The organism is Gordonia sp. SMJS1 (genome assembly GCF_029866425.1).
Classification (GTDB): domain Bacteria; phylum Actinomycetota; class Actinomycetes; order Mycobacteriales; family Mycobacteriaceae; genus Gordonia; species Gordonia hongkongensis.
This window is the reverse complement of the sequence record NZ_CP123381.1, coordinates 3,554,498-3,578,310: the sequence shown is the minus strand read 5'-3', so window position 1 is coordinate 3,578,310 and position 23,813 is coordinate 3,554,498. Positions and strand designations below refer to the sequence as shown.

General features: G+C 69.5%; 21 protein-coding genes and 1 pseudogene. 15 read left to right on the top strand and 7 right to left on the bottom strand.

Annotation, left to right across the window (positions count from 1 at the left end):
- Window positions 1–63 precede the first annotated feature (63 nt).
- From QAD21_RS16350 to ligA, 8 genes are all read left to right on the top strand, one after another.
- Window positions 64–1,050 carry a GNAT family N-acyltransferase gene (locus tag QAD21_RS16350; protein WP_165630808.1) on the top strand — a complete coding sequence of 329 codons (987 nt, stop codon included), beginning with the start codon at window positions 64–66 and terminating at the stop codon, window positions 1,048–1,050.
- Complete coding sequence (locus tag QAD21_RS16345) at window positions 1,047–1,991, top strand: lysophospholipid acyltransferase family protein (RefSeq protein ID WP_165629815.1); 945 nt, start codon at window positions 1,047–1,049, stop codon at window positions 1,989–1,991. Before QAD21_RS16350 ends, QAD21_RS16345 begins: the two co-directional genes overlap by 4 nt.
- Before the next feature lie 62 nt (window positions 1,992–2,053).
- Complete coding sequence (locus tag QAD21_RS16340; RefSeq protein ID WP_159371154.1) at window positions 2,054–2,533, top strand: DUF4334 domain-containing protein; 480 nt, start codon at window positions 2,054–2,056, stop codon at window positions 2,531–2,533.
- A 69-nt stretch (window positions 2,534–2,602) separates the two neighbouring features.
- Window positions 2,603–3,823, top strand: a complete 1,221-nt coding sequence (locus QAD21_RS16335) for a cysteine desulfurase family protein (RefSeq protein ID WP_175401208.1) — start codon at window positions 2,603–2,605, stop codon at window positions 3,821–3,823.
- Window positions 3,823–4,941: a tRNA 2-thiouridine(34) synthase MnmA gene (gene mnmA, locus QAD21_RS16330; protein WP_058252159.1), complete on the top strand. Its 1,119-nt coding sequence runs from the start codon at window positions 3,823–3,825 to the stop codon at window positions 4,939–4,941. The genes QAD21_RS16335 and mnmA overlap by 1 nt, the downstream gene beginning before the upstream one ends.
- Entirely contained in the window at window positions 4,938–5,954 is a 1,017-nt protein-coding gene (locus QAD21_RS16325; RefSeq protein ID WP_165629816.1) for a vitamin-B12 independent methionine synthase, read from the top strand. The genes mnmA and QAD21_RS16325 overlap by 4 nt, the downstream gene beginning before the upstream one ends.
- Window positions 5,955–5,996: 42 nt before the next feature.
- The gene (locus tag QAD21_RS16320) at window positions 5,997–6,383 is read left to right on the top strand and encodes an MmcQ/YjbR family DNA-binding protein (protein ID WP_165629817.1); all 387 of its coding nucleotides are present in this window, start codon (window positions 5,997–5,999) and stop codon (window positions 6,381–6,383) included.
- Between the two features lie 137 nt (window positions 6,384–6,520).
- Complete coding sequence (ligA, locus tag QAD21_RS16315; protein ID WP_165629818.1) at window positions 6,521–8,611, top strand: NAD-dependent DNA ligase LigA; 2,091 nt, start codon at window positions 6,521–6,523, stop codon at window positions 8,609–8,611.
- A 7-nt stretch (window positions 8,612–8,618) separates the two neighbouring features.
- On the opposite strand, the gene QAD21_RS16310 is transcribed toward ligA, so the two are convergent.
- Window positions 8,619–9,134, bottom strand: coding sequence for an O-acetyl-ADP-ribose deacetylase (locus tag QAD21_RS16310; protein WP_165629819.1), 516 nt, complete (start codon window positions 9,132–9,134; stop codon window positions 8,619–8,621).
- A gap of 34 nt (window positions 9,135–9,168) precedes the next feature.
- A complete protein-coding gene (locus QAD21_RS16305) occupies window positions 9,169–9,837 on the bottom strand; it encodes an amino acid-binding protein (RefSeq protein WP_065632686.1) in 669 nt (222 codons plus the stop codon).
- 180 nt (window positions 9,838–10,017) lie between these two features.
- Here QAD21_RS16305 and gatC point away from each other — a divergent pair, with 180 nt between their 5' ends.
- Window positions 10,018–10,329, top strand: a complete 312-nt coding sequence (gatC, locus tag QAD21_RS16300; RefSeq protein WP_065632687.1) for an Asp-tRNA(Asn)/Glu-tRNA(Gln) amidotransferase subunit GatC — start codon at window positions 10,018–10,020, stop codon at window positions 10,327–10,329.
- Window positions 10,326–11,845, top strand: a pseudogene (gatA, locus tag QAD21_RS16295) (Asp-tRNA(Asn)/Glu-tRNA(Gln) amidotransferase subunit GatA). Before gatC ends, gatA begins: the two are co-directional and overlap by 4 nt.
- A gap of 45 nt (window positions 11,846–11,890) precedes the next feature.
- On the opposite strand, the gene QAD21_RS16290 reads toward gatA, so the two are convergent.
- Both QAD21_RS16290 and QAD21_RS16285 read right to left on the bottom strand, forming a co-directional pair.
- The gene (locus QAD21_RS16290) at window positions 11,891–13,138 is read right to left on the bottom strand and encodes an alpha/beta-hydrolase family protein (protein ID WP_165629821.1); all 1,248 of its coding nucleotides are present in this window, start codon (window positions 13,136–13,138) and stop codon (window positions 11,891–11,893) included.
- Window positions 13,135–13,842 carry a hypothetical protein gene (locus tag QAD21_RS16285; protein WP_242697085.1) on the bottom strand — a complete coding sequence of 236 codons (708 nt, stop codon included), beginning with the start codon at window positions 13,840–13,842 and terminating at the stop codon, window positions 13,135–13,137. The genes QAD21_RS16290 and QAD21_RS16285 overlap by 4 nt, the downstream gene beginning before the upstream one ends.
- A gap of 159 nt (window positions 13,843–14,001) precedes the next feature.
- Here QAD21_RS16285 and QAD21_RS16280 point away from each other — a divergent pair, with 159 nt between their 5' ends.
- The 3 genes from QAD21_RS16280 (at window position 14,002) to QAD21_RS16270 (ending at window position 17,078) form a co-directional block, all read left to right on the top strand.
- Entirely contained in the window at window positions 14,002–15,294 is a 1,293-nt protein-coding gene (locus QAD21_RS16280; RefSeq protein WP_165629823.1) for a histidine kinase, read from the top strand.
- A gap of 9 nt (window positions 15,295–15,303) precedes the next feature.
- On the top strand, window positions 15,304–15,954 hold the full coding sequence (locus QAD21_RS16275) for a response regulator transcription factor (RefSeq protein WP_165629824.1): 651 nt from the start codon (window positions 15,304–15,306) through the stop codon (window positions 15,952–15,954).
- Window positions 15,955–16,043: 89 nt separating this feature from the next.
- Window positions 16,044–17,078, top strand: a complete 1,035-nt coding sequence (locus QAD21_RS16270; protein WP_058252148.1) for a 6-phosphofructokinase — start codon at window positions 16,044–16,046, stop codon at window positions 17,076–17,078.
- Between the two features lie 14 nt (window positions 17,079–17,092).
- Here QAD21_RS16270 and QAD21_RS16265 read toward each other — a convergent pair whose 3' ends face one another.
- Window positions 17,093–17,326 (bottom strand): PspC domain-containing protein, encoded by a 234-nt coding sequence (locus QAD21_RS16265; protein WP_058252197.1) that lies wholly within the window; start codon window positions 17,324–17,326, stop codon window positions 17,093–17,095.
- 131 nt (window positions 17,327–17,457) lie between these two features.
- Here QAD21_RS16265 and gatB point away from each other — a divergent pair, with 131 nt between their 5' ends.
- Window positions 17,458–18,963: an Asp-tRNA(Asn)/Glu-tRNA(Gln) amidotransferase subunit GatB gene (gene gatB / locus QAD21_RS16260; RefSeq protein ID WP_078112932.1), complete on the top strand. Its 1,506-nt coding sequence runs from the start codon at window positions 17,458–17,460 to the stop codon at window positions 18,961–18,963.
- Between the two features lie 295 nt (window positions 18,964–19,258).
- Here gatB and QAD21_RS16255 read toward each other — a convergent pair whose 3' ends face one another.
- Window positions 19,259–20,362, bottom strand: coding sequence for a PQQ-dependent sugar dehydrogenase (locus QAD21_RS16255; protein WP_165630809.1), 1,104 nt, complete (start codon window positions 20,360–20,362; stop codon window positions 19,259–19,261).
- A 198-nt stretch (window positions 20,363–20,560) separates the two neighbouring features.
- Between QAD21_RS16255 and QAD21_RS16250 the strand changes: the two genes are divergently transcribed.
- The gene (locus tag QAD21_RS16250) at window positions 20,561–21,775 is read left to right on the top strand and encodes a DoxX family protein (protein ID WP_165629825.1); all 1,215 of its coding nucleotides are present in this window, start codon (window positions 20,561–20,563) and stop codon (window positions 21,773–21,775) included.
- Window positions 21,776–21,843: 68 nt separating this feature from the next.
- Here QAD21_RS16250 and ilvD read toward each other — a convergent pair whose 3' ends face one another.
- The gene (ilvD, locus tag QAD21_RS16245) at window positions 21,844–23,688 is read right to left on the bottom strand and encodes a dihydroxy-acid dehydratase (RefSeq protein WP_165629826.1); all 1,845 of its coding nucleotides are present in this window, start codon (window positions 23,686–23,688) and stop codon (window positions 21,844–21,846) included.
- Window positions 23,689–23,813 lie beyond the last annotated feature (125 nt).

Here is a 23,813-nt window from a genome sequence, read left to right as displayed (position 1 = left end):
ACTCCCCGTCGGGGGTCACCGTGCGTTCGGGGGTCGTTCACCCGCAGGTGGCCGTGGCGAGGCCTGTTCATCCGGTGGCGGCCCGAGTTCATCGAACCCGCACCGACACGACACGCTGCGGTGGTCCCGCCGATGCCCGGTCTCGTTTTCATTCGAGTCATGAACGCCATGCAGTCGCCAGTCCGCACCAGCCATGTCGCGCGCGCTCGGTTCTCGCGGGCCGTGCCGACGACCCTGCTCACCGCGGGGCCCATCCGGGTCCTCGTGTCCGACGATCCCGCCGACATCGTCGCCGCCCAGGAACTGCGGTATCGCGTCTTCGCCGACGAACCCGGCTTCTCCAACTGCATCGGTGACGCGGTCACCGGACGGGACGCCGACCGGTTCGACGCCTTCTGCGAGCACCTCATCGTCCGCCACGCCGACGACGGGGTCGTCGGGTGTGCGCGCCTGCTCTCCCCGGCGCGGGCGATCGCCGCCGGCGGCTGGTACTCGGCCACCGAGTTCGACCTCCGCGAGATGAACGACATCGTCTCCGCCACCGTCGAATTGGGTCGGGCGTGTGTCCACTCCGAGTACCGCGACGGGTCGGTCACCGCGCTGATGTGGGCGGCGCTGCTGCAGTACATGGACGACGCCGACCTGCGATACCTGATGGGCTGTGTGTCGGTGCCCCTGCACACGCCGGGTGAATGGCTGCCGGGGTCGTCGCTGCGCGCCCTGCGCGATCGTCTGCGGGACGACCACCGGGACCCCGAGCGACGTGCCCACCCGCTGGCACCGGCGCGCATCGGCGGACGCCTGCTCGACGACATCGTGCCGTCCGACACTGTCGCGATGCCGGCGCTGATGCGTGGATACCTCCGCCTCGGCGCCCGCATCTGTGGCGAGCCGGCGGTCGACGACGTCTTCGACGTCGCGGACTTCCTGACCCTGCTCGACCGCGAAGGGGCCAACAAGCGATACCTCGACCGGCTGCGATCGAGTGCCCGACGGCTGGGTTCGGCCCGCGCGGATGCCACGCCGGAGCCCGGTGGCGCGGCACGATGACCGCCCTGCTGGTCGGTCCGGTCGGACCTCGCTCCGAGCGTCCCCGACGCGAACACGCCGCGTGTCCGCCTGCCCGCCCGGCCGGCGCGCTCGCGCACCCGTGGTTCCCGATCAGCACCTGTGGCGACGGTTGCATCGGTGCACCGCGGGCCGGGCGGTTCGACGCGGTCTTCGGCGCGACGATCGTCGCGTGGCGTCTGTGCCGACTCGTCGTGGTCGTGGTGTGGATCGTCTGGGCGGCGCTGACCACCGGGGCGGTGGCGCGGCTGCGTCGTCGTCCGCCGCGTCCCCTGCGTCGATCCGCGTCGGGTGCACTGCTGGCGGCCCTGGGCATCGCCGTCCGCGTCGAGGACCGGCGCTGTGGCCCGACCCGCGCCGGACTCGTGGTCGCCAACCACATCTCGTTCCTCGATGTCTTGGCGCTCGCGCTGATCAGCCCTGCTGACGTGGTGGCCAAATCCGATGTCGTCGGGATGCCGGTGGTGTCGTCCCTCGCGCGCCGGTTCGGCGTCATCGCCGTCGACCGCGGCACACTCCGCGGTCTGCCGGGGACGGTCGGCGACGTGGCCGGGCGGCTGCACCGCGACTCGTCGGTGATCGTGTTCCCCGAGGGCACCACGTACTGCGGCCGCTCGGCCGGTGCATTCCGACCCGCGTTCTTCCAGGCCGCGATCGATGCGGACGTGCCGGTCGTGCCGGTGAGGTTGCGTTTCGTCGGCAGCGACGGGACCACCGCGACGGCACCGAGTTTCATCGGCGCCGACACCCCCGCCGACACGCTGCGGCGGGTCCTGCGGGCGCGTGGTCTCGTCGTCACGATGGTCATCCACCCGCCCGAGGAACCCGGCGCAGATCGTCGCGAGCTGGCGCGTCGGTGTGAGCGCGTCGTGGCGGGGCGGTTCCCGGCCGCGGAAAGTGACATCACCCGTTCTCTGATATAGGTTTTCCGGTAGCCGTCCGCAGCTCTGCGGACGATCAACCGCGTACCCCCAGGAGGCCGACGATGACGTCCACTCAGACCCGAGAAGCCGCGCGCGCCAAGTTCTTCGAACTCCGGGACGTCGACGGCCGAGTTGACGACGCCGACCTCGACACCGTGTGGGCGGGACTGTCGCCGCTACGGCCCGAGGAGATGCTCGGCGCATGGAAGGGCGGCGAGTTCACCACCGGGCACGCCATCAACGGTGCGCTCGCCAAGGCCAACTGGTTCGGTAAGACATTCACCTCACGCAGCGACGTCCAACCGCTGGTGTGCCGCGACGAGAACGGCAACCTCTACTCCAACACCACACTCGGCAAGGGCGAGGCCAGCCTGTGGGCGATCGAGTTCCGCGGCGAGATCACCGCATCGATGGTCTACGACGGTCAGCCGGTCATCGACCACTTCAAGCGCGTCGACGACACCACGGTGATGGGGATCATGAACGGCAAAGGCGGAGTCATCGACGGCCGTCACTTGTACTTCTACCTCGAGCGGGTCTGAGGCGGGCTGTCGTTCCGCGTCCGATCGCGGAATTTGTCGGCGACCTACGCGCGTTTATCCTTGCTAGCGATGCCCGTGCCAAGCCGACCGCCCGTGAAGGCGCCTGTCTACCTCGACCACGCCGCTTCGACGCAGATGCTGCCCGAAGCCGTCGAGGCGATGACGGCCGTCTTCGCGCAGCCGGGTAACGCCTCGTCGCTGCACGGATCCGGTCGCACCGCACGTCGTCGGCTCGAGGAGGCGCGCGAGGCCATCGCCGCGGCGGTCGGTGCCCGGCCCTCCGAGGTCGTCTTCACCGGCGGCGGCACCGAGGCCGACAACCTGGCGGTCAAGGGGATCTACTGGGCACAGCGGAACGCCGATCCTCGCCGTCGCCGGATCATCACCTCGGCGATCGAACATCACGCCGTCCTCGACCCCGCGCAGTGGCTGGCCGAGCAGGCCGGAGCCGAGCTCGTCCTGCTCCCGGTCGACGCCGACGGTGTCGTCTCGCCCGCCGACCTGCGCGCGGAGCTCGAGGAGCACGCCGCCGAGACCGCTCTCATCTCGCTGATGTGGGCCAACAACGAGGTCGGCACGATCCAACCGATCGCCGAGCTCGCCGCGGTCGGGTCCGAATTCGGCGTCCCGGTGCATTCCGACGCGATCCAGGCCGTCGGCCATCTGCCGGTCGACTTCGCCGCGAGCGGCCTCTCGGCGCTCAGCCTGACCGCCCACAAGTTCGGCGGGCCGCAGGGTGTCGGCGCCCTGCTGCTGGGTCGCGATGTCGGATGTGTGCCGCTGCTGCACGGCGGCGGCCACGAACGCGACGTGCGCTCGGGAACCCAGGACGTCGCCGGTGCGGCCGGCATGGCCGCCGCACTGTCGTGGTGCGTCGAGCACCTCGACGAGAACACCGCGCACGTCCGCGCCCTGCAGACCCGGCTGACCGACATTCTCCTCGGCGTCGACGGAACGGTGCGGAACGGTGCCGACGGCGATCGTCGCCTCCCGGGGAACGTGCACGTGTCGTTCGCCGGTTGTGAGGGTGACTCGCTGCTCATGCTTCTCGACGCCAAGGGCGTCGAGTGTTCCACCGGATCGGCCTGCACCGCCGGGGTCGCCCAGGCCAGCCATGTCCTCCTGGCGATGGGTCTGGACATGGCCGACGCGCGGTCGTCGCTGCGGTTCTCCCTCGGCCACACCACCACCGAGGCCGACATCGACGCGGTCGCCGCGGTCATCGACGAGGTCGTCGACCGGGCGCGGGCGGCCGGACTGGTCTCGGTCCCCGGCGGAAGGATCTCCTGATGCGCGTATTGGCAGCGATGAGCGGCGGCGTCGACTCGGCGGTTGCCGCGGCCCGGGCGGTCGAGGCCGGTCACGAGGTGGTCGGAGTTCATCTGGCGTTGTCGACGGCTCCGGGTGCGCTGCGCACCGGTTCGCGCGGATGCTGCTCGCGCGAGGACGCCTCCGACGCCCGCCGCGCCGCCGATGTCCTCGGAATCCCGTTCTACGTGTGGGATTTCGCCGACCGGTTCAAGGACGATGTGATCGACGAGTTCGTCGAGGCCTACGCGGCCGGACGCACCCCGAACCCGTGTCTGACGTGCAACGAGAAGATCAAGTTCGCGGCCCTCGCCGACAAGGCGATGGCGCTCGGCTTCGACGCGCTGGCCACCGGTCACTACGCGCAACTGACCGACGGCGAGTTACGACGAGCGGTCGACGCCGACAAGGACCAGTCGTATGTGCTGGCCGTGCTGACGCGTGATCAGCTGTCGCGGGCGATGTTCCCGATCGGTGACACCCCGAAGTCCGAGATCCGGGCCGAGGCGGCCCGGCGCGGCCTGGCCGTCGCGGACAAGCCGGACTCCCACGACATCTGCTTCATCCCGAGCGGCGATACCCGCGCGTTCCTCGGCGCCCGCATCGGCGTCCGGCCGGGCGCGATCGTGGACGCGACGTCGGGCGAGCGCCTCGCCGAGCACGACGGGGTCCACGGTTTCACCATCGGGCAGCGCAAGGGCCTGGGGGTCGAGGCGCCGGCCGCCGATGGCAAGCCCCGCTATGTCACCGAGATCGACCCGGATTCGGGGACGGTGACGGTCGGGACGGCTGCCGACCTGCAGGTCTGGGGCATCACCGCGACGCGCGCGGTGTGGACCTCCGGCGTCACTCCGGACGAACCCTTCGACGCGATGGTGCAGGTCCGAGCCCACGGCGGGCTCGCGCCGGTGCGCGCGACCGCCACCACGATCGACGGTGAACCCGGTATCGACATAGCGCTGCAGGAGCCGCTCACCGGCGTCGCCCGCGGTCAGGCCGCGGTGCTGTACCTGCCCGATGCCCGACGCGGCGACCAGGTCGTCGGGTGCGGACGCATCGCCACCACCTCGTCGCAGCCGACTGTCGTCGCGTCTCGGTGACCGGAGCGGCACTGCCCACCGGAGTGGGCACCGGCGTGGGGTCGATGCCCGGCACCGACGCACGTGCGGCCGCCGCGGTGGTGAACGGGGAACTCGATCTCGCCCACCTCGTCGAACTGCCCGCGCGAGGTATCGGTGCGGATCTGATCGGCCGGATGGCGGCGATCCTCGTCGACCTGCCGATGGACACCGCGACATGGGGTTACCGGCTGGCGCAACGCCACTCCCGCCTGGCCCGACGCGCCGCGGACCTGCTTGCCGAGGACCTCGACGTCGTCGAGGAACTCTGGGAGACAGCGGGTTTCATCGGTACCGGCCGCACCTTCAAGGTGCAGGTGGCCGGTCCGTTCACCACCTCGGCATCTGTCGAGCTGACGAACGGGCAACGAGTCCTGAAAGACCACGGAGCCGTCCGCGACATCGTCGAGTCGACGGCGGAGGGTGTGCGCGAGCACGTCGCCGAGGTGGAACGCCGGCTCGGTGCGCGCGTGGTGGTCCAGCTCGACGAGCCGATGGTCGGCCAGGTCATCGACGGCACGGTGAAGCCGCTGACCCGCTTCGACCCCATCCGGGCGATACCGGCGGTCGAGGTGGCTCGCGCACTCACCGAACTCGTCGACCACGTCGGCGTCCCGGTGGTCTTGCACGATTGCGGCACACCGCGGTGGGACCTCCTCGAACATCTTCCCGGGGTTGCATATTCGATCGACATCACCACACCGTCCGCGACCGATCTCGACGGCATCGGGATGCTCGTCGACCGCGGCGGCGTCCTCCTCGCGGGCCGTGTGACGTCGACAGCGCCCGATCGTCCGCTGGCCGCCGAACACGTGGCGACCGAACTCGCCGCGCTGACCGACCGCATCGGGCTGGACCGCAAAGTGTTGTCGGACAACGTGATCGTGACGCCGACCTGTGGTCTGGCCGGGGCGTCGACGAAGTGGGCCAAGACGGCCTTGGCGATCACCGCGGAGGCCGGTCAGCTGCTCGGCAGCGATCCCTCCGCGCTCTGAAAACCCCTGCGGGCCCGGCGTCGCGGACCTATTCTCGTCGGTATGCCGCACCCGATCATGTTCGACGACGCGGATCCCTATCTGGGCCGCATACGGGAGATCGCGCTCGCGCTGCCCGACGCGACCGAGGTCGTCGCGCACGGTCGTCCGACCTTTCGCTGCGGCAAGATGTTCGGCAACTACGGCGGTGGCGTCAAGGGCAGCAAGGTGCGTCACGATCAGTCGATCCTGGTCCTCGCCGACGACTCCGAGCGGCCCGCGCTGCTGGACGATCCGCGGTTCTTCCTGCCCGCCTACCTCGGGCCGGCCGGCTGGGTGGGGCTGATCCTCGACGACGGGACCGACTGGGACGAGGTCGCCGAACTCCTCGACACGAGTTACCGCCAGATCGCACCCAAACGGTCGGTGGCGAAGCTCGGTCCGTTGTGATGGTCGGCGCGGAAACTCCCGCGGTCCCGTCTCCCTCCCGCTGATCGGATCCGATCAGCGGGAGGGAAGCAGTACCGCGCGAATGAGGCATCGGTTGACGAGCTGGGTCTGTCCCACCACTCCGATACCCTCGGAACGTGGCAGATACAACGGAGTCGGGCCAGCCGGTCACCGAGCAGTCGGGGCCGGAGGCGGACCTGCGTGAGGAGTGGACCGCGCTCGCCGAGGAGATCCGCGAGCACCAGTTCCGCTACTACGTGAAGGACGCGCCGGTCATCACCGACGGCGAGTTCGATCAGCTTCTCCGACGCCTGCAGGCGCTCGAGGACGCGCATCCCGAACTCGCGACCGCCGACTCACCCACCAAGCTCGTCGGGGGTGGCTTCTCCACGGCGTTCTCCGCAGTGGACCACCTCGAGCGAATGATGTCGCTGGACAACGTCTTCGACCACGACGAGATGCGCGCCTGGGTCGACCGCGTGGTCGCCGACGCCGGCGCCCGGGCCGACTTCCTCTGCGAGCTCAAGATCGACGGCGTGGCCCTGGCGCTGGTCTACCGGAACGGGGTTCTCGAGCGAGGTGTCACCCGTGGCGACGGACGCACCGGTGAGGACGTCTCACTGAACGCGCGCACCATCGACGACATCCCGATGCGCCTGACCGAGTCCCCGGAGTACCCGATTCCCGAGGTCCTCGAGGTGCGTGGCGAGGTCTTCTTCCGGGTGGAGGACTTCGAGGCGCTCAACGCCTCGCTCGTGGCGGAGGGCAAGCCGCCGTTCGCGAACCCGCGCAACTCGGCCGCCGGCTCGCTGCGGCAGAAGAATCCGCAGGTCACGGCCCGTCGCAAGCTGCGGATGATCTGTCACGGGATCGGGCACACCGAGGGTTGGCGACCGGAGTCGTTGCACGACGCCTACCTGGCGCTCGGGGCCTGGGGTCTGCCGGTGTCGACCCACACCACCAAGGTGTCCGGCGCCGACGAGATCATCGACAAGATCGCCTACTGGGGCGAGCACCGTCACGACGTCGAGCACGAGATCGACGGCATCGTGGTCAAGGTCGACGACGTCACGGTGCAGCGCCGCCTCGGTTCCACCTCGCGGGCGCCGCGGTGGGCGATCGCCTACAAGTACCCGCCCGAGGAGGCCACCACCAAGCTCTCCGACATCCAGGTCAACGTCGGGCGGACCGGCCGCGTCACTCCCTTCGCGGTCCTCGATCCCGTGCTCGTCGCCGGGTCCACGGTCTCGCGCGCGACCCTGCACAACGGTTCGGAGGTCAAGCGCAAGGGTGTGCTGATCGGCGACACCGTCACCATCCGCAAGGCGGGGGACGTGATCCCCGAGGTCCTCGGGCCCGTCGTCGATCTCCGCGACGGCACCGAGGTGGAGTTCGAGATGCCCGAACTGTGCCCGGCCTGCGAGACGCCGCTGCGTCCCGAAAAGGAGAGCGACGCCGACCTCCGCTGTCCGAACCAGGAGAGTTGTCCGGCCCAGTTGCGCGAGCGGCTCTTCCACCTGGCCGGTCGGGGTTCCTTCGACATCGAGGCGCTCGGCTACGAGGCCGCGTCGGCCCTGCTGTCGGCGGGGGTGCTCACCAACGAGGGTGACCTCTTCTCGCTGACGGCCGAGGACCTGATCCGCACGGATCTGTTCACCACCAAGGCGGGGGCGCTCTCGGCCAACGGCAAGCGGTTGCTGGCGAACCTCGACAAAGCCAAGGACGTGGCGCTGTGGCGCGTGCTGGTCGGGCTGTCGATCCGCCATGTCGGGCCCACCGCCGCCCGCGCCCTCGCCACCGAATTCGGTTCCCTCGAGGCCATCGAGGCCGCCGACATCGACCAGCTCGCCGGCGTAGAGGGGTTGGGAATGACCCTCGCCCAGTCGATCCACGACTGGTTCACCGTCGACTGGCATCGAGACATCGTCGAGAAGTGGCGCGCCGCAGGCGTTTCCATGGAAGACGAGCGCGACGAGTCGATCCCGCGGACCCTCGAGGGCAAGACGATCGTCGTGACGGGTTCGCTGGTGGACTTCTCCCGTGACGGGGCCAAGGAGGCGATCCTGCAACGCGGCGGCAAGGCGTCGGGTTCGGTGTCGAAGAAGACCGACTACGTGGTGGTGGGGGATTCGCCGGGCACCAAGGCCGACAAGGCCGAACAGCTCGGCGTGCCGGTGCTCGACGAGGACGCGTTCAAGAAGTTGCTGGAGACCGGCAGCCCCGAGTGACCGTCGATCAGCCCAGAGCGGACTCGAACGCGCGGAAGGCACGCTGGTCGAAAAGGACGAAACGGACCTCCTCGATCGAGGTCTCCGGCAGCGTGGCACGCACCGTGTCGACCGCCTTGCGGGCGCCGTCGTCCATCGGCCAGCCGTACACGCCGGTCGAGATCGCCGGGAAGGCGATGGTGGTGGCACCGAGTTCGGTTGCGAGGCGCAGGGACTCGCGGTAGCAGGAGACGAGCAGGGATGAACGGTCCTCGTCGTAGGAGTGCACCGGTCCGACCGTGTGGATGACCCAACGTGCGTCGAGGTCTCCCGCGGTGGTGGCCACGGCCTCGCCGACGGGTAGTCCACGTTCGTAGGTGCCCGCCCGCAGCTCCTTGCACTCGGCGAGGATCGCCGGGCCGCCCCGCCGGTGGATCGCGCCGTCGACACCGCCGCCGCCCAGCAGTGTGGAGTTCGCGGCATTCACGATCGCGTCGACCGACTGTGTCGTGATGTCGCCCTGTATCAACGTGATGGACGTCATCAGACCATGATGCCTCCGGATCGACCGGCTGTGGCTAACTCTCGGCGCGCAGCACGGTACTGACGATCCCGGCGAGATAACCGAGTCGGGCGACCTCCGACGGCCGGAAGTCCGGTCCGCCGATGCGTCCGAGCAGGATCGCCTTCGACTCCGAGCCCAGGGGAGCCGCCGCGAGACGGGTGTCCATGTCCTGCCAGGCGCCGGGCACCCAGTCGCCGTCGGCGTCCAGCTCGACGGCTCTCTCGAGCGGTAGCCAATCCGCCCTGGTCAGCGGGGTCTCCGGGGCGCCGGACGAGCCGAAGAGCTGCAGCACGCCGCCGCTGGCGGGTGTGACCACCATCGCCCAGGAGACGCGCAGGACGCGGGGCGCGTTGTCCACCAGGATCTGCAACCGGTCACGTCCGGCAGTGGCCACCTGATCGACCAACTCGAGTTCACGATGGGTGTCCAGCACGCCCGAGTAGGGGCGGATCGAGTCGACACGGACGCCGTTGACCTTCTCGGCCGCGGTGATCAGGCTGTCGGGCAGCGCCCCGGGCGCCACCTCGACGACGAGGTCGTCCACGGCGTAACCGTTGCCGCGCTCGACGACCTCGAGGGACAGGATGTCTGCGCCGACCGAGCCGAGCTGCACGGCGAGCACGCCGAGGCTGCCCGGCCGGTCTTCGAGATAGACCCGCAACAGGTAGGACACGTGCGACATTCTCGCACCCACGCGCCGGCGGCGCGCAGTGCACGGCTGCCAACCGGTGGCTGGGGGAAGCGGTCGTCGCGGGTTCCCATAGTCTGGAGACGTCGCCCAGACGCCGACACGACATCGGTCGACGACACGGCGGGGGACGGCGAGACCCGAACGAAGAGTGATGGAAGGAAGGACGCTGCGGTGGCTGGCGAACCGAAGTCCATATCGCGCAACGAAGTCGCGCATCTGGCGCGTCTGTCGCGCCTGGCGTTGAGCGAGGACGAACTCGATGTCTACGCCGAGCAGCTGGACTCGATCCTGACCCACGTCGCGTCGGTGTCGGAAGTGGCCGCCGACGACGTGCCCGGCACGGCCCACCCGGCCGAACTGGCGAATGTGCTGCGCCCCGATGTCGTCGTCCCGGGGCTGACGACCGACGCCGCGCTGTCCGGTGCACCGGCCGTCGAGCAGGACCGTTTCGCGGTTCCGCAGATCCTGGGAGAAGAGCAGTGAGTCCCGATTCCAGCGCCCCCGGATCCCATGTCGCCGCGCCGCGTCCCGACGGTGATCTGACCGGGTTGTCCGCCGCCGAACTCGCCACCCGGATCGGTGCCCGCGAGGTCAGCTCGGTGGAGGTCACCCAGGCCCACCTCGACCGTATCGCCGAGATCGACGACCGACTCGGCGCGTTCCTCCACGTCAGTGGCGCCGAAGCGCTGGTCGCCGCGAAAGCCGCCGACGACGCGATCGCCGCCGGGGACGCCCCGTCGGCCCTCGCCGGTGTACCGATCGCCCTCAAGGACGTCTTCACCACCACCGACGCACCGACCACGTGCGGGTCCAAGATCCTCGAGGGTTGGGTTCCGCCCTACGACGCCACGGTCACCGCACGCCTGCGCGCCGCGGGCATCCCGATCCTGGGCAAGACCAACATGGACGAGTTCGCGATGGGCAGCTCGACCGAGAACTCCGCCTACCAGCTCACCCGGAACCCGTGGGATCCCAGCAAGATCCCGGGTGGTTCGGGGGGTGGCAGCGCCGCCGCGCTGGCCTCGTACCAGGCCCCGCTGGCGATCGGTACCGACACCGGGGGCTCGATCCGGCAGCCGGCCGCGGTCACCGCGACGGTCGGCGTCAAGCCCACGTACGGCACGGTCTCGCGCTACGGGCTCGTGGCGTGCGCCTCGTCGCTCGACCAGGGCGGCCCGTGTGGCCGTACCGTCCTCGACACCGCGATGCTGCACGAGATCATCGCCGGGCACGACCCGCGGGACTCGACCTCGATCGATGTGCCGGTGCCCGACGTCGTCTCGGCGGCCCGCGAAGGGGCCGAGCGGGATCTCGCCGGCGTCCGGATCGGTGTCGTCACCGAACTGCAGGGCGAGGGTTACCAGTCCGGCGTGCTCGACTCCTTCCACCAGGCCGTCAAGCTCCTCGAGGAGCGCGGCGCCGAGGTGGTCGAGGTCAGCTGCCCGCACTTCACCTACGCGCTGGGCGCCTATTACCTCATCCTCCCGTCGGAGGTGTCGTCGAACCTCGCGCGGTTCGACGCGATGCGCTACGGACTGCGGGTCGGCGACGACGGCTCGCATTCGGCCGATGAGGTCATGGCTCTGTCCCGGGAGCAGGGATTCGGTCCAGAGGTCAAGCGCCGCATCATGATCGGGACCTACGCGTTGTCCTCGGGCTACTACGACGCCTACTACGGTCAGGCGCAGAAGGTGCGCACCCTGATCGCGCGTGACTTCGCCACCGCCTTCGAGAAGGTCGACGTGCTCATCTCGCCGACCACGCCGACCACCGCGTTCCCGATCGGGAGAAGGTCGACGACCCACTCGCGATGTACCTGTTCGACCTGTGCACGCTGCCGGTGAACCTCGCCGGCATCGGATCGATGTCGGTGCCGTCGGGGCTGTCGGTCGACGACGGCATGCCCGTCGGGCTCCAGATCATGGCGCCCGCCCTGGCCGACGACCGGCTGTACCGCGTGGGAGCGTCGTACGAAGCGGCTCGGGGGCCGATCGTCTGACGACCCGGGCGGCGTGCCGTCTTCGGTGCACGCCGCCGCGGGCCGTCAGTTCCGCATCGGCTGCGGCGGTCCGGACTGTTCCGACCCATACCGGTGGCCGACCCCGGCCGCACCGTCGAGTGCGCCGAGAAGGTCGATGCTCGTCTGTACGAAACTGACCACGGGTAGCCACGGCGCCGACGGGACCCGCGGACCGCGGATGTGGGTGTCCTCGGTCGCGCGGTGCGGCCTCCACAGTCCGGCGGGTGACCAGCGCACGACGGGGTCGCTGGAATTGGCGAGAACCGTTCGCGAGGTGCGGGAATCCGGAGCGACGGTGCCCGCCGGCGGCGCGACCAGCACGGTCTCGTCGAGCAGAGCGGGGCGCTCGTTCTCCAGCCATACCCGGGCGGCGTCGGCGCCCACGGCACCGAGACTCTGCCCGTAGAGGATCACCCGCGGACGTTCGCGGTCGGGAACACCGTCGAGGACGGCCGCCAGTGCCGACACCACCGCGATCGCGGAGTCCGCCGATCGGGAGCGGTCGGACACGAAGGCCTGCCACGACGGCACGTCGTCGTAGGGGAGTGCGAGAACCCGGACGTCGCCGGCGAACCGGCTCTCGAAACCGTCGACCGCTGCCGGGTCGATCCATCCCGATCCGGTCGGCACCGCGACCACGACCGCCCGCGTCGACAGTCCGCCCGAACGCGTCCACGTCCGCACGAGTTGTGCAGCGGCGCGGTCGAATCCATCGGTGTTCAGCTCCCCGCGGGCCAGGACGTCCGAATGCGTCGCCACCGTCGTCGACGACGCCGGCACCGGCTGTTCGTCGGCGCCGGCGTCGGCGGGTGCCAGCAGTCCCGCCGTGAGGGCGACTGCGCCGGCCGCGAGCAGAGCGCAGCTACGCGGGACGGCGACGATCGCCAGGACGAGGACGGCGGGCGGGATCGTGGCCGCCGCCACCCATCCGGGCCCGACGGGTGCGACATCGACCGCCGCACGGATGAGGTTCTGCCACCAGACCGCCACGCCGACCGCGCATCCGAGGATCACCAGGCAGGAGCCGAACACGACGCGCCGTGCCTGGTCGTCCGGCTGTCGCCGACTGCGCCGGGCGGCGATCATCCCGATGATCGCACCCAGCGCGCCGAATGACGCGGTCACGATCGCGGTCGTCGTCGCGTCCCGGGGCAGAGTGCCCGGATAGACCGCCATGAGGTAACCGAGGGTCACCGCGACACTGATCGCGGGATGCGGCCACGATCGGAACGGGCCGTCACGCAGGCAACGGGCGTCTCGGTACTTCGTCATCGCCGCACCTCGCGCTCGTCGGGATCGACCAGGGCACGCTCGACGGTCGTGCGGACCAAGGCCGACAACGACTCGCCCCGGGCCGGGGGACCGCCGTACTGCCGCCACGTGTTCCACGCCAACCCGATCCGAGCGCCATGCGTGGCAGTCGTGCAGGCAGCTGTCCGGCAGGAGGCGTACATCCGGTCGATCAGCATGCGGTCCAGCGCGATCCGGGCCCAGGCGCCGAGCGGTTTGCCGTTTCGCTGCGCCGCCCGCAACAGGTCGTAGCCGAGATCGTGGGTGCGGCACAGCGGGGTGAAGTGCGGTGGCAACGGAACCGGCGACGAGCAGTCCCCATCCGGGTCGATCGGGTATCCGTCGACGATCCGCGGGGAGTACCCCTGCGCCACGACGAAGGACGGCGGAAGGGACGCCAGTGCGGTGGCCGGGTGCGGTCCCACGAGGGCGACGACCACGGCCGCGTAGGGATTGGTCGCATCGGCCGCCGGCGCCGTCACCGCCGGGCTCGGTGCTGCGAGGAGCGGGCCTGCGACGGCGTGTGCGGTCGAGACCCACTGGCCGGTGACGAGTACGGCCAGGGTGAGCATCGCCGCCCACCACCGCGACCGTCGTCGGCGAGTGGTTGCGGAGAGATCGCGGTGCTGGTGTAAGACGTTGTCCGACGGAAGCTTTCGGATGTTCTCTGATCCGGTCATGAGCATCGACGCTATGAGTCCGGATTCGGCCGGCACATCGCTCCGCGGGACCGGCCGCGGTCGTCCCCAGGCCGGTTCGTCGGCGCCGAAACGCTACGACGGTATCGGGTCGTCTCCCTCGGAAGTATGAGGTCTTCGAGCGGTCGGCGAGCCTAGGGTGAGGGCATGTTCGGATACCGCAAGAAGCTCCGCGCGGTGGGGGCGTCCTCACTGGAATGGGCGTCGACCGCACCGGTTGCCCAGGACCCCGCGGTGCGGCACTACTTCTCGTCGCGCCTCAACTGGTTCTTCCTGTTCGTGGCGCTGGTCATGTACTCGGTTGCGTGGCCGACGCTCCCGATCACCCACTCGATGCCGGTGTTCGTGCTACCCGTGGTCGCTGCCTTCGCGGCCCTGCCGATCGCCCTCGCGTGGTCGGCCCCGTTGCTGGGGTGGGCGATCTCGGTGGTCTCCGCCCAACTCATCGGCATCATCGTCCCGACCCGGGGCGGGTGGGAGCTGACGATCCAGGTCACCCACCTGATCGAACTGCTGGTCCTCACGTTCATGGCTTTCCTCAAGTGCCCGCTGCGATGGATTCCGGTGGTCTGGGTCTCGACGTCGATCGTCATCGCCTTCGCCGTGCAACCGACCGCGCGCGTCGGGTGGGTCTTCGGGATCTCGGTGCTCGCGGTCGTGGTCGCGTTGCTGCGCGGACTGATGGCTTCGCGCCGGCAGTTGGCGGTGCGCACCGAGCAGACCGAGGCCGCCGAAGCCGAGGCGGCCGTACTCCAGGAGCGGGCGCGCATCGCCCGGGACCTGCACGATGTGGTCGCTCACCGGATGTCGATGGTGGTGGTGATGTCACAGACCGCCAGATATCGCCTGCCGGATGTGAGCCCTTCTGCCGCAGCGGAATTCGACGCCATCGCCGAGGCGGCACGTACGTCCCTCGACGAGGTCCGACAGTTGCTCGGGGTCCTGCGCGTCGAGGGTGCGGATGCTTCGGCGGCACCCAATCCCGGCCTGGCCGAACTCGATTCGCTGGTCACCGAGACACGCCGCGCGGGTGCCGAGGTCGTGCTGGACCTGGCCATCGACGCCGACGAGGTCGGTGAATCGGCCGCCCTGGTGATCTATCGGATCGTGCAGGAGTCGCTGGCCAATGCCACCCGGCACGCCCCCGGCGGGCGCGTGGACGTCGAGGTGAGGCGCGGGGACGATGATCTCGTCGACGTCGCCGTGGTCAACACGGCCGCGACCGCTGAACCGCTGCAGATCGGCGGGAGCGGGGTGGGTATCCCCGGGATGATCGATCGCGCTCAGGCGGTGGGTGGTTCGCTGGTCGCCGCGCCGACCCCGACCGGCGGATTTTCGGTGCGGGCTCGCATCCCGGCGACGCCGCGCCGGGACGTCGTCGTGCCCGAGCCGATCGTGACCGCCACGGGTTCCGGTGAGCCGTCGTCGCGACGACGGTAGCGTGACGGCGTGCCGATCACCGTAGTCATCGCAGATGACCAGGCCATGGTGCGTCAGGGCTTTTCGGCGCTGCTCGCCGCGCAACCCGACCTCTCGGTCCTCGGCGATGCCGCCGACGGGGTCGAGGCCGTCGAGGTGTGTCGTCGGGTGCGTCCCGACGTCGTGCTGATGGATGTGCGGATGCCGCGCAAGGACGGACTGTGGGCCGCGGAGCAGATCCTCGCGTCGTCTGCCGAACCGCCCACGCGCGTGTTGATGCTGACGACCTTCGACATCGACGACTACGTGTACGAGGCGCTGCGCATAGGGGCATCGGGATTCTTGCTGAAGGATGCGCCCGCCGATGAGCTGGTGCGAGCGGTCCGCGTCGTGGCCGCGGGTGAGGCGTTGCTGGCACCGTCGATCACACGGCGGCTGATCACCGAGGTCACCGCCAGGCGCCGGCGGCCGGCGCGGGATCAGAAGCTCGACACGCTCACCCCGCGGGAGCGCGAGGTGCTCGAACTGGTGTCCGACGGCAAGTCCAACGCCGAGATCGGCGCGGACCTGTTCGTGACCGAGCAGACGGTGAAGACCCATGTGAGCAGTCTCCTGAACAAGCTCCGGCTCCGGGATCGAGCTCAGGCCGTCGTGTTCGCCTACGAGAACGGCATCAAGTGATTTCGCGACCAGCGCCGGGCTCGCCGGGGCACTAGATTGGGGTTGCTCGGGCAGGTTGACCGATGACGACAGGGAGGGTGGTCTCACCAGTGGCCAAGAGGTTCGGCATTCTGACGTCCGGGGGAGACTGCCCCGGACTGAACGCGGTCATCCGCGGCGCAGTGCTCAAGGGTGAGACCGTGTACGGCCACGAGTTCGTCGGCTTCCGGGACGGCTGGGCCGGACTGGTCTACGGCGACATCGTCGAATTGAACCGGTCGACGGTCCGCGGCCTGTCGAACCAGGGCGGCACCATTCTCGGCACGAGCCGGTTCGGTCCCTACTCCGAACCCGACGGCGGTCCCGAGAACATCAAGAAGGTGTTGAAGAACCTCGAGATCGACGGCGTGATCGCGATCGGCGGCGAGGGCACGGCGGCGGCGTCGAAGCGGTTGTTCGACGACGGCATCAACATCGTCGGGGTTCCCAAGACCATCGACAACGACATCGCCGCCACCGACTACACCTTCGGGTTCAACACCGCGGTGGAGATCGCGACCGAGGCCATCGACCGCCTCCGCACCACCGGCAACTCGCACAAACGGTGCATGGTCCTCGAGGTCATGGGTCGCCATGCCGGCTGGATCGCCCTGCACTCCGGGATCGCCGGCGGCGCCCACGTCATCCTGATCCCGGAGAACCCCGAGAGTCTCGACCAGATCTGTGCCTGGGTCACCAGCGTCAAGTCGCGCGGGCGTTCGCCGATGGTCGTCGTCGCCGAGGGGTTCAAGCTCCCGGAGATGAAGGAGGCGTACTCCACCAAAGGCCTCGACGGTTTCAACCGCCCCCGACTCGGTGGTGTGGCCGAGGTGCTCGCCCCGCTCATCGAGGAGCGGACCGGGATCGAGACCCGGGCCACCATCCTCGGCCACATCCAGCGCGGCGGCGTGCCGTCGGCCTACGACCGGGTGCTCGCGACCCGCATGGGGATGGCGACCGCCGACCTCGTCGCCGAGAAGGGCTGGGGGCAGATGGTCGCGCTTCACGGCACCGACATCGCCCGGATCACCTTCGACGAGGCACTCGGTGAACTGAAGACGGTGCCGTTGGATCAGTACAAGGAGATTCGGGTCATCTTCGGCTGAGCGACTCCGGGCCGTCAGGCCACCGGGGTGACCGTCGCGGCCGGCTCGCGCGGGATGATGATCCAGAGCGCCAGGTAGATCAGGACCTGGGGTCCGGGCAGCAGCATCGACAGGATGAACAGCACGCGGATGAGCGTCGGATCCCAGCCCCAACGTTGCGCGATACCACCGCAGACACCGCCCAGCCACGAGTTGCTGCGCGAACGCATCAGGCGGGGGCCGCTGTAGGCGGGTTGCGGGGTGGTCATCTCGTCCTCCTGTGTGGATTGTGGTCCGGCGTCGTTCGCCGGTGACATCCACGCTACGAGCGGGTCCGGCTCCCGGCATCGGTGATCACCCTGAACGTGCCCCTGGGATATCGCCGCATAAACTGGCCGCTATGACTTCCGCAGCCGTCGACCTGTTGGACTACGACGAGGTGCTTGCCGCATTCGATCCGGTGATGGGTCTCGAGGTGCACGTCGAGCTGGGCACCGCGACCAAGATGTTCTGCGGGTGCCCCACCGAGTTCGGCGCCGACCCGAACACCCAGGTGTGCCCGGTGTGTATCGGACTGCCGGGTTCGCTCCCGGTCGCCAACGCCAAGGCCATCGAGTCCGCGATCCGCATCGGCCTCGCGCTGAACTGCTCCATCCGGCCGTCGAGCGTCTTCGCGCGGAAGAACTACTTCTACCCGGATCAGCCGAAGAACTACCAGATCTCGCAGTACGACGAGCCGATCGCCTACGACGGTTTCCTCGACGTCGTGCTCGGCGACGGCACCACCTGGCGGGTCGAGATCGAGCGCGCCCACATGGAGGAGGACACCGGCAAGTCGCTGCACATCGGCGGCTCGACGGGTCGAATCCACGGCGCGAGTCATTCGCTGCTCGACTACAACCGCGCGGGCGTGCCGCTCGTCGAGATCGTGACGCGGCCCATCGAGGGCGCGGGGGAACGCGCGCCCGAGGTCGCCCGGGCCTACGTGTCGGCGCTGCGCGACCTGCTCAAGTCGCTGGACGTGTCGGACGTGCGTATGGACCAGGGGTCGATGCGCTGCGATGTGAACCTGTCGCTGAAGACGAAGGACGCCACCGAATTCGGTACGCGCACCGAGACCAAGAACGTCAACTCGCTCAAGAGCGTCGAGGTGGCGGTTCGCTACGAGATGCGCCGTCAGGCCGCCATCCTGGAGGCCGGCGGCGAGATCGTCCAGGAGACGCGGCACTTCCACGAGACCGACGGCACCACGTCGGCCGGGCGCCGCAAGGAGACCGCCGAGGACTACCGCTACTTCCCGGAGCCGGATCTGCCTCCGGTGCAGCCGGATTCGGCGTGGATCGAGGAGTTGCGGGCGAACCTGCCCGAGCTGCCGTGGCTACGTCGCGCCCGCATCCAGGAGGACTGGGGAGTCTCCGACGAGGTCATGCGTGACCTCGTCAACGTCGGCGCGGTCGATCTCATCATCGCCACCGTCGACGCCGGGGCAGCACCCGAGGCGGCGCGCGGCTGGTGGGTGTCCTTCCTTGCGCAGCAGGCCAATTCTCGCGGAGTCGAACTCGCCGACCTGTCCATCACGCCGGCGCAGGTCGCCGAGATCATCGGGCTGGTCGACGAGGGCAGACTCACGACCAAGCTGGCGCAGCAGGTCGCGACCGCCGTCCTCGACGGTGAGGGTGAGCCCGCTCAGATCGTTGCCGACCGCGGCCTCGAGGTGGTTCGGGACGATTCCGCGCTCCAGAAGGCGGTCGACGACGCGCTCGCCGCCAACCCCGACATCGCCGACAAGATCCGCGGCGGGAAGGTCCAGGCCGCCGGCAAGATCGTCGGAGACGTCATGAAAGCGACTCGCGGACAAGCAGACCCGGCCCGCGTCAAAGAACTCGTCATCGCGGCCTGTTCCTGAGGGCGCAGCCCCTCTGCTCCCTGATCCGAAAGACGACATAACCATTGCTCCCTGAGGTGCGAGGAGCGCCAGCGACGAGCCACGAAGGGCCTGGTGAGACAGGTTGCGGAGCCCTTCGTGGCTCGCTTAACTCGCACCTCAGGGAGCAGAGATGTGGACGCTCAAGAGTGTTCTTTCACGATCCACGACGGCCGCCCGGCCGCAGTTACTGAGGTGCGGGGAGCGCACGCCGCCGGGCCGAGCAAGCGACGAAGGAGCGCGTCGAGGTCGACGAGCCTTGAAGGGCGCGTCCCGGTCACGTCCGGTCGTTGCCACCGCCGGAGGGCAGGAAGCGGAACACGCGATCGTCGGTGGGCTTCGCTGAACCCACCTCCTTGTTGACGGTCGCCACCTGCAGCAGCCCGTTGGGGAGCGCGGCCATCCGGCCGAGGGCACCGTACCGCCGGTCGAGCACGACGGCCGGAGCGGTGATCGTCGGCTCCTCGCGAGTGGGCTCGTTGATGGCCTCGATGCGCTGGGTGCGTGTCGTCGAGACGAAGATGCTGCCCCCGGCGACCCCGCAACCCGCGATCTGCGGCCGGTCCGGCCACGTCCACAGCACCTTGGGTCCGCCTTCTTCGAGCACCTGCACGCGATCCTCGGTGGCCGTCTGGTCGGCGACGTAGACCGTCCCGGTGGAAGCGTTGGGACACAACGCCACCGACGACCCGAAGCCGGATGCGAGGATCGCCGGCCGCGGGCCGTCGCCAGAGGTGAACGAGGTCACCAGCAGTACCTTGCCCGCGAGGGACGACGGATCGTCCGCGGCCGCGGGATTCCCGGCATTGCCGGTGGCGACGACGAGTTCGGTCGGGGACCGGAAGTACATCGCGCCCATGTTCCCGGTGGCGCCCTTGGGGATGCCGGTCAGGATCGGCTTGGGCACGTCTCCCGGTGCCAGGCGGACGATGCGGTTGTCCGACGGGGTCGTGATGTAGGCGTAGATCAACCGGTCCTGAGAATAGGTGGGGGAGTAGGCGAAATCGATCAGACCGCCGTCACCGGACGCATCGACCGGCGTCTCTCCCAGGGTCCGGGCAGGACCGTAGCGTTTGGTCGTGATGATCTTGCCGGTCGTGCGTTCGGCGACGACGGTGACCTCGCCCTGCTCGTCGCCGGGCATCACACCGCCGGTGGACGCGAGGCACGTCGCGATCACCGCGGGGTCGGGGTCGACGCACGGGCCGGTCGGTGGCGGTTGCGTCTCGCGCGGGGTCTCCGGCGGTGGCGTCGGCTTGGGCTGGCCGCTCGGCCGGTTGTTCGGGCTGAACGCACCCGCCTCGCGTTGATTGTCCTGGGCGCTGAAGTCCGCGCAGCCGCCGACCAGCACCACGACCGCCGTCAGCACCGTCACCAGCACTCGCCACCGGGCCCACACCCGGCGGTCCGCCGTCGCGGCTGAACTCGTCCGGGCATCGTCGCGCGTGCCCGTCGGGCGCCCCTTCCACATGGCGTCCACAGTAATGGTGCTCCGGGTGACGGTGCCCCGAGCGTGGTGCCCCGACTCACCCCGTCGGGGTCCGGTGACCGCAGTCCGCGAGCCTCTAGAGTCGGGCGTGTGAGCGAACGCGACACGTCGGGCACCAGCGAGCGCGACACACCGGCGACGAGCCCCTACGACGAACCGACCGGACAGATCCCGGTCCCGGGCGGCGCGACCGGCGCACCCGGCACGGGACCCGGGGCGGGCAGTTCGCGTCCCGACGCCGGCCCGCCGACGCCACCCGCGGTGACCGACCGCGACGACTTCTACAACCGGCACGCCCGGCGGTCGCCGGCCCCCTACTCCCGGGTGGACGATCTCGACGACCTCGATCCCGGCGACGTCGAGACCCGTTCGGTCGCCGCTGGTCCGGCCGCGGCTCCTCGGTCCGGTCCGGCGCCGACGCGACCGGCCGCGACGACCGCGGGGCCCGGCGCCGGAACGGGTGTACCGGCCGATGACGACTTCGAGACCGTACAGTTCGCCAAACAGCCCGGCCCCGCGCGCGTGCAGACCGCCGACGACGCGGTCACCACCCCGGAGCCCGCCCTGCCGCCGGTCGGCACCGCGCGCTACGACTTCGTCGATGACGACGACGATCTGATCTCCCGCGCCCGAGCGCACGACGCCGCGTCCGACACCGAAGTACTTGACGACGAGCCGCGCGGTCGTCGTCGGTTCGGGCGGCGCCGAACCGACGACGACACCGATGATCGGCGCGGTGCCGGGGCCGACGACGACCTCGAGGACGCGCTCGCGAAATCGCGGCGCGGCACCATCGACCTGGGTTTGCTGCTGTTGCGTGTTGCGCTCGGCGGCCTGGTCGGTGCGCACGGCCTGCAGAAGCTCTTCGGGTTGTGGAACGGTCCGCGGTTGAGCGGCTTCGAGTCCATGCTCGTCGACGCCGGCTTCACCGCCGACTACGCCCAGATCCTCGCCATCGTCGGTGCGCTGTCGGAGACGATCGGTGGACTGATGGTGATCCTCGGGCTGCTGACCCCGATCGGGGCGTCGGCGATCCTCGGCACCATGCTCGTCGCCGCGGCCTACAAGATGTCGATGGCCGATGGCTTCTCGTTCTTCGCCGCCGCCGGCGGGGTCGAGTTCGAGCTCTTCCTCGCGGTGGCCGCGGCGGTCGTCATCCTGACCGGCCCGGGTCTGTACTCACTCGACTATCCACGGGGTTGGGCGCGACGGCCGTTCGTCGGCTCGTTCCTCTGGCTCATCGTCGGCGTGGCGGCAGCTGTCGCCGTCTGGGTCCTGGCCAACGGGAGCAACCCGCTCATCTGAGTCGGCACCGACACAGAACGCGGGGACGTATCGGAATCCGATACGTCCCCGCACTCTGTGCTGAGTAGTCAGTCGACCTGACGCACCGCGCCGCGGTCGGCAGACGTCGCGAGCTTGGCGTACGCGCGCAGTGCGGTGGTCACCGTGCGCTGACGATCCTTCGGCTGCCATGGCCGTTCGGAGGCCTCCATCTTGGCGCGCCGCTCGGCGAGCACCTCGTCGTCGACCAGGACCTCGAGGCGGCGGGTCTTGACGTCGATGACGATCGGGTCGCCGTCCTCGACGAGTCCGATGGCACCACCCGACGCGGCTTCGGGGGACATGTGACCGACCGACAGGCCCGACGATCCGCCGGAGAACCGGCCGTCGGTGATGAGCGCGCACTTCTTGCCCATCCCGGTGCCCTTCATGAAGGCTGTCGGATGCAGCATCTCCTGCATGCCGGGGCCGCCCGCGGGACCCTCGTACCGCACGACGAGGACCTCGCCGGCCTGGATGGTCTTGGAGAGGATGACCTGGACGGCGTCTTCCTGGCTCTCGACGACACGGGCCGGACCCTCGAAGTGCCACAGGTCCTCGTCGATGCCCGCCGTCTTCAGGACAGCGCCGTCGGGGGCGAGGTTGCCGCGCAGCACGCACAGACCGCCCTCGACGGTGTAGGCGTGCTCGAGGTCGCGGATGCAACCGCCCGAGGCATCGGTGTCGAGCGAACTCCACCGGTTCGACGTCGAGAACGGAGTGGTGGTGCGGACGCCGCCCGGTGCGGCGTGGAAGAGTTCGACGGCCTCGGCGATCGCCTTGCCGCCGCGGATGTCCCAGTCGTCGAGCGCCTGGGCCATGGTCGGGGTGTGCACGGTCGACGCGGTGTCGTCGAGCAGGCCCGCGCGGCGCAGTTCCCCGAGGATCGCCGGGATTCCGCCGGCCCGGTGGACGTCCTCCATGTGGTAGTCCGAATTCGGCGAGACCTTCGACAGACACGGCACGTTGCGGCTGATCTCGTCGATGACCCCGAGGTCGAAATCGACGACCTCCCCCTCCTGCGCGGCGGCGAGGATGTGCAGCACGGTGTTGGTCGAACCGCCCATCGCGACGTCGAGGGCCATTGCGTTGCGAAACGCGGTCGGCGTGGCGATGTTCCGCGGCAGCACCGATGCGTCGTCGTCGCGATACCAACGTGTCGCCGCATCGACGACGACCGTGCCCGCGCGCGCGAACAGGGCGCGGCGGGCCTCGTGGGTGGCCAGCGTCGAGCCGTTGCCGGGCAGCGCGAGTCCCAGCGCCTCGGTCAGACAGTTCATCGAGTTGGCCGTGAACATGCCCGAGCACGAACCGCACGTGGGGCACGCCGACCGCTCGACCTCGTCGAGTCCGGCGTCGTCGACAGCACTGTTCGCCGACGCCGAGATCGTGGTGATCAGGTCCGACGACGGATGTGCGACATCGCCGACGACGACTGCCTTGCCGGCTTCCATCGGCCCGCCGGAGACGAACACCGTCGGGATGTTCAGGCGCATCGCGGCGTTGAGCATCCCGGGAGTGATCTTGTCGCAGTTGGAGATACACACCAGCGCGTCCGCGGTGTGGGCGTTGACCATGTATTCGACCGAGTCGGCGATGATCTCGCGACTGGGCAGCGAGTAGAGCATGCCGCCGTGACCCATCGCGATGCCGTCGTCGACGGCGATGGTGTGGAACTCCCGCGGCACGCCACCGGCGGCCCGCACGGCCTCGGCCACGATGTCGCCGACGTCCTTCAGATGCACATGCCCCGGCACGAACTGGGTGTAGGAGTTGGCGATGGCCACGATCGGCTTGCCGAAGTCGTCGTCGGTCATCCCGGTGGCGCGCCACAGGGAGCGGGCGCCGGCGGCTTCGCGGCCGACGGTGGTGGTACGTGACCTCAGAGCAGGCATGGGTTCCTCGAATCGATCGTGTGGCTCAGGCGGGCCCGGCGCGATCGGACGTGCGGTGACGGACCGGCGCCGGACTCTTCGGCTCAACACCGCGACCCCGGGTGTGTTCCCACGGGCTGTGGCCC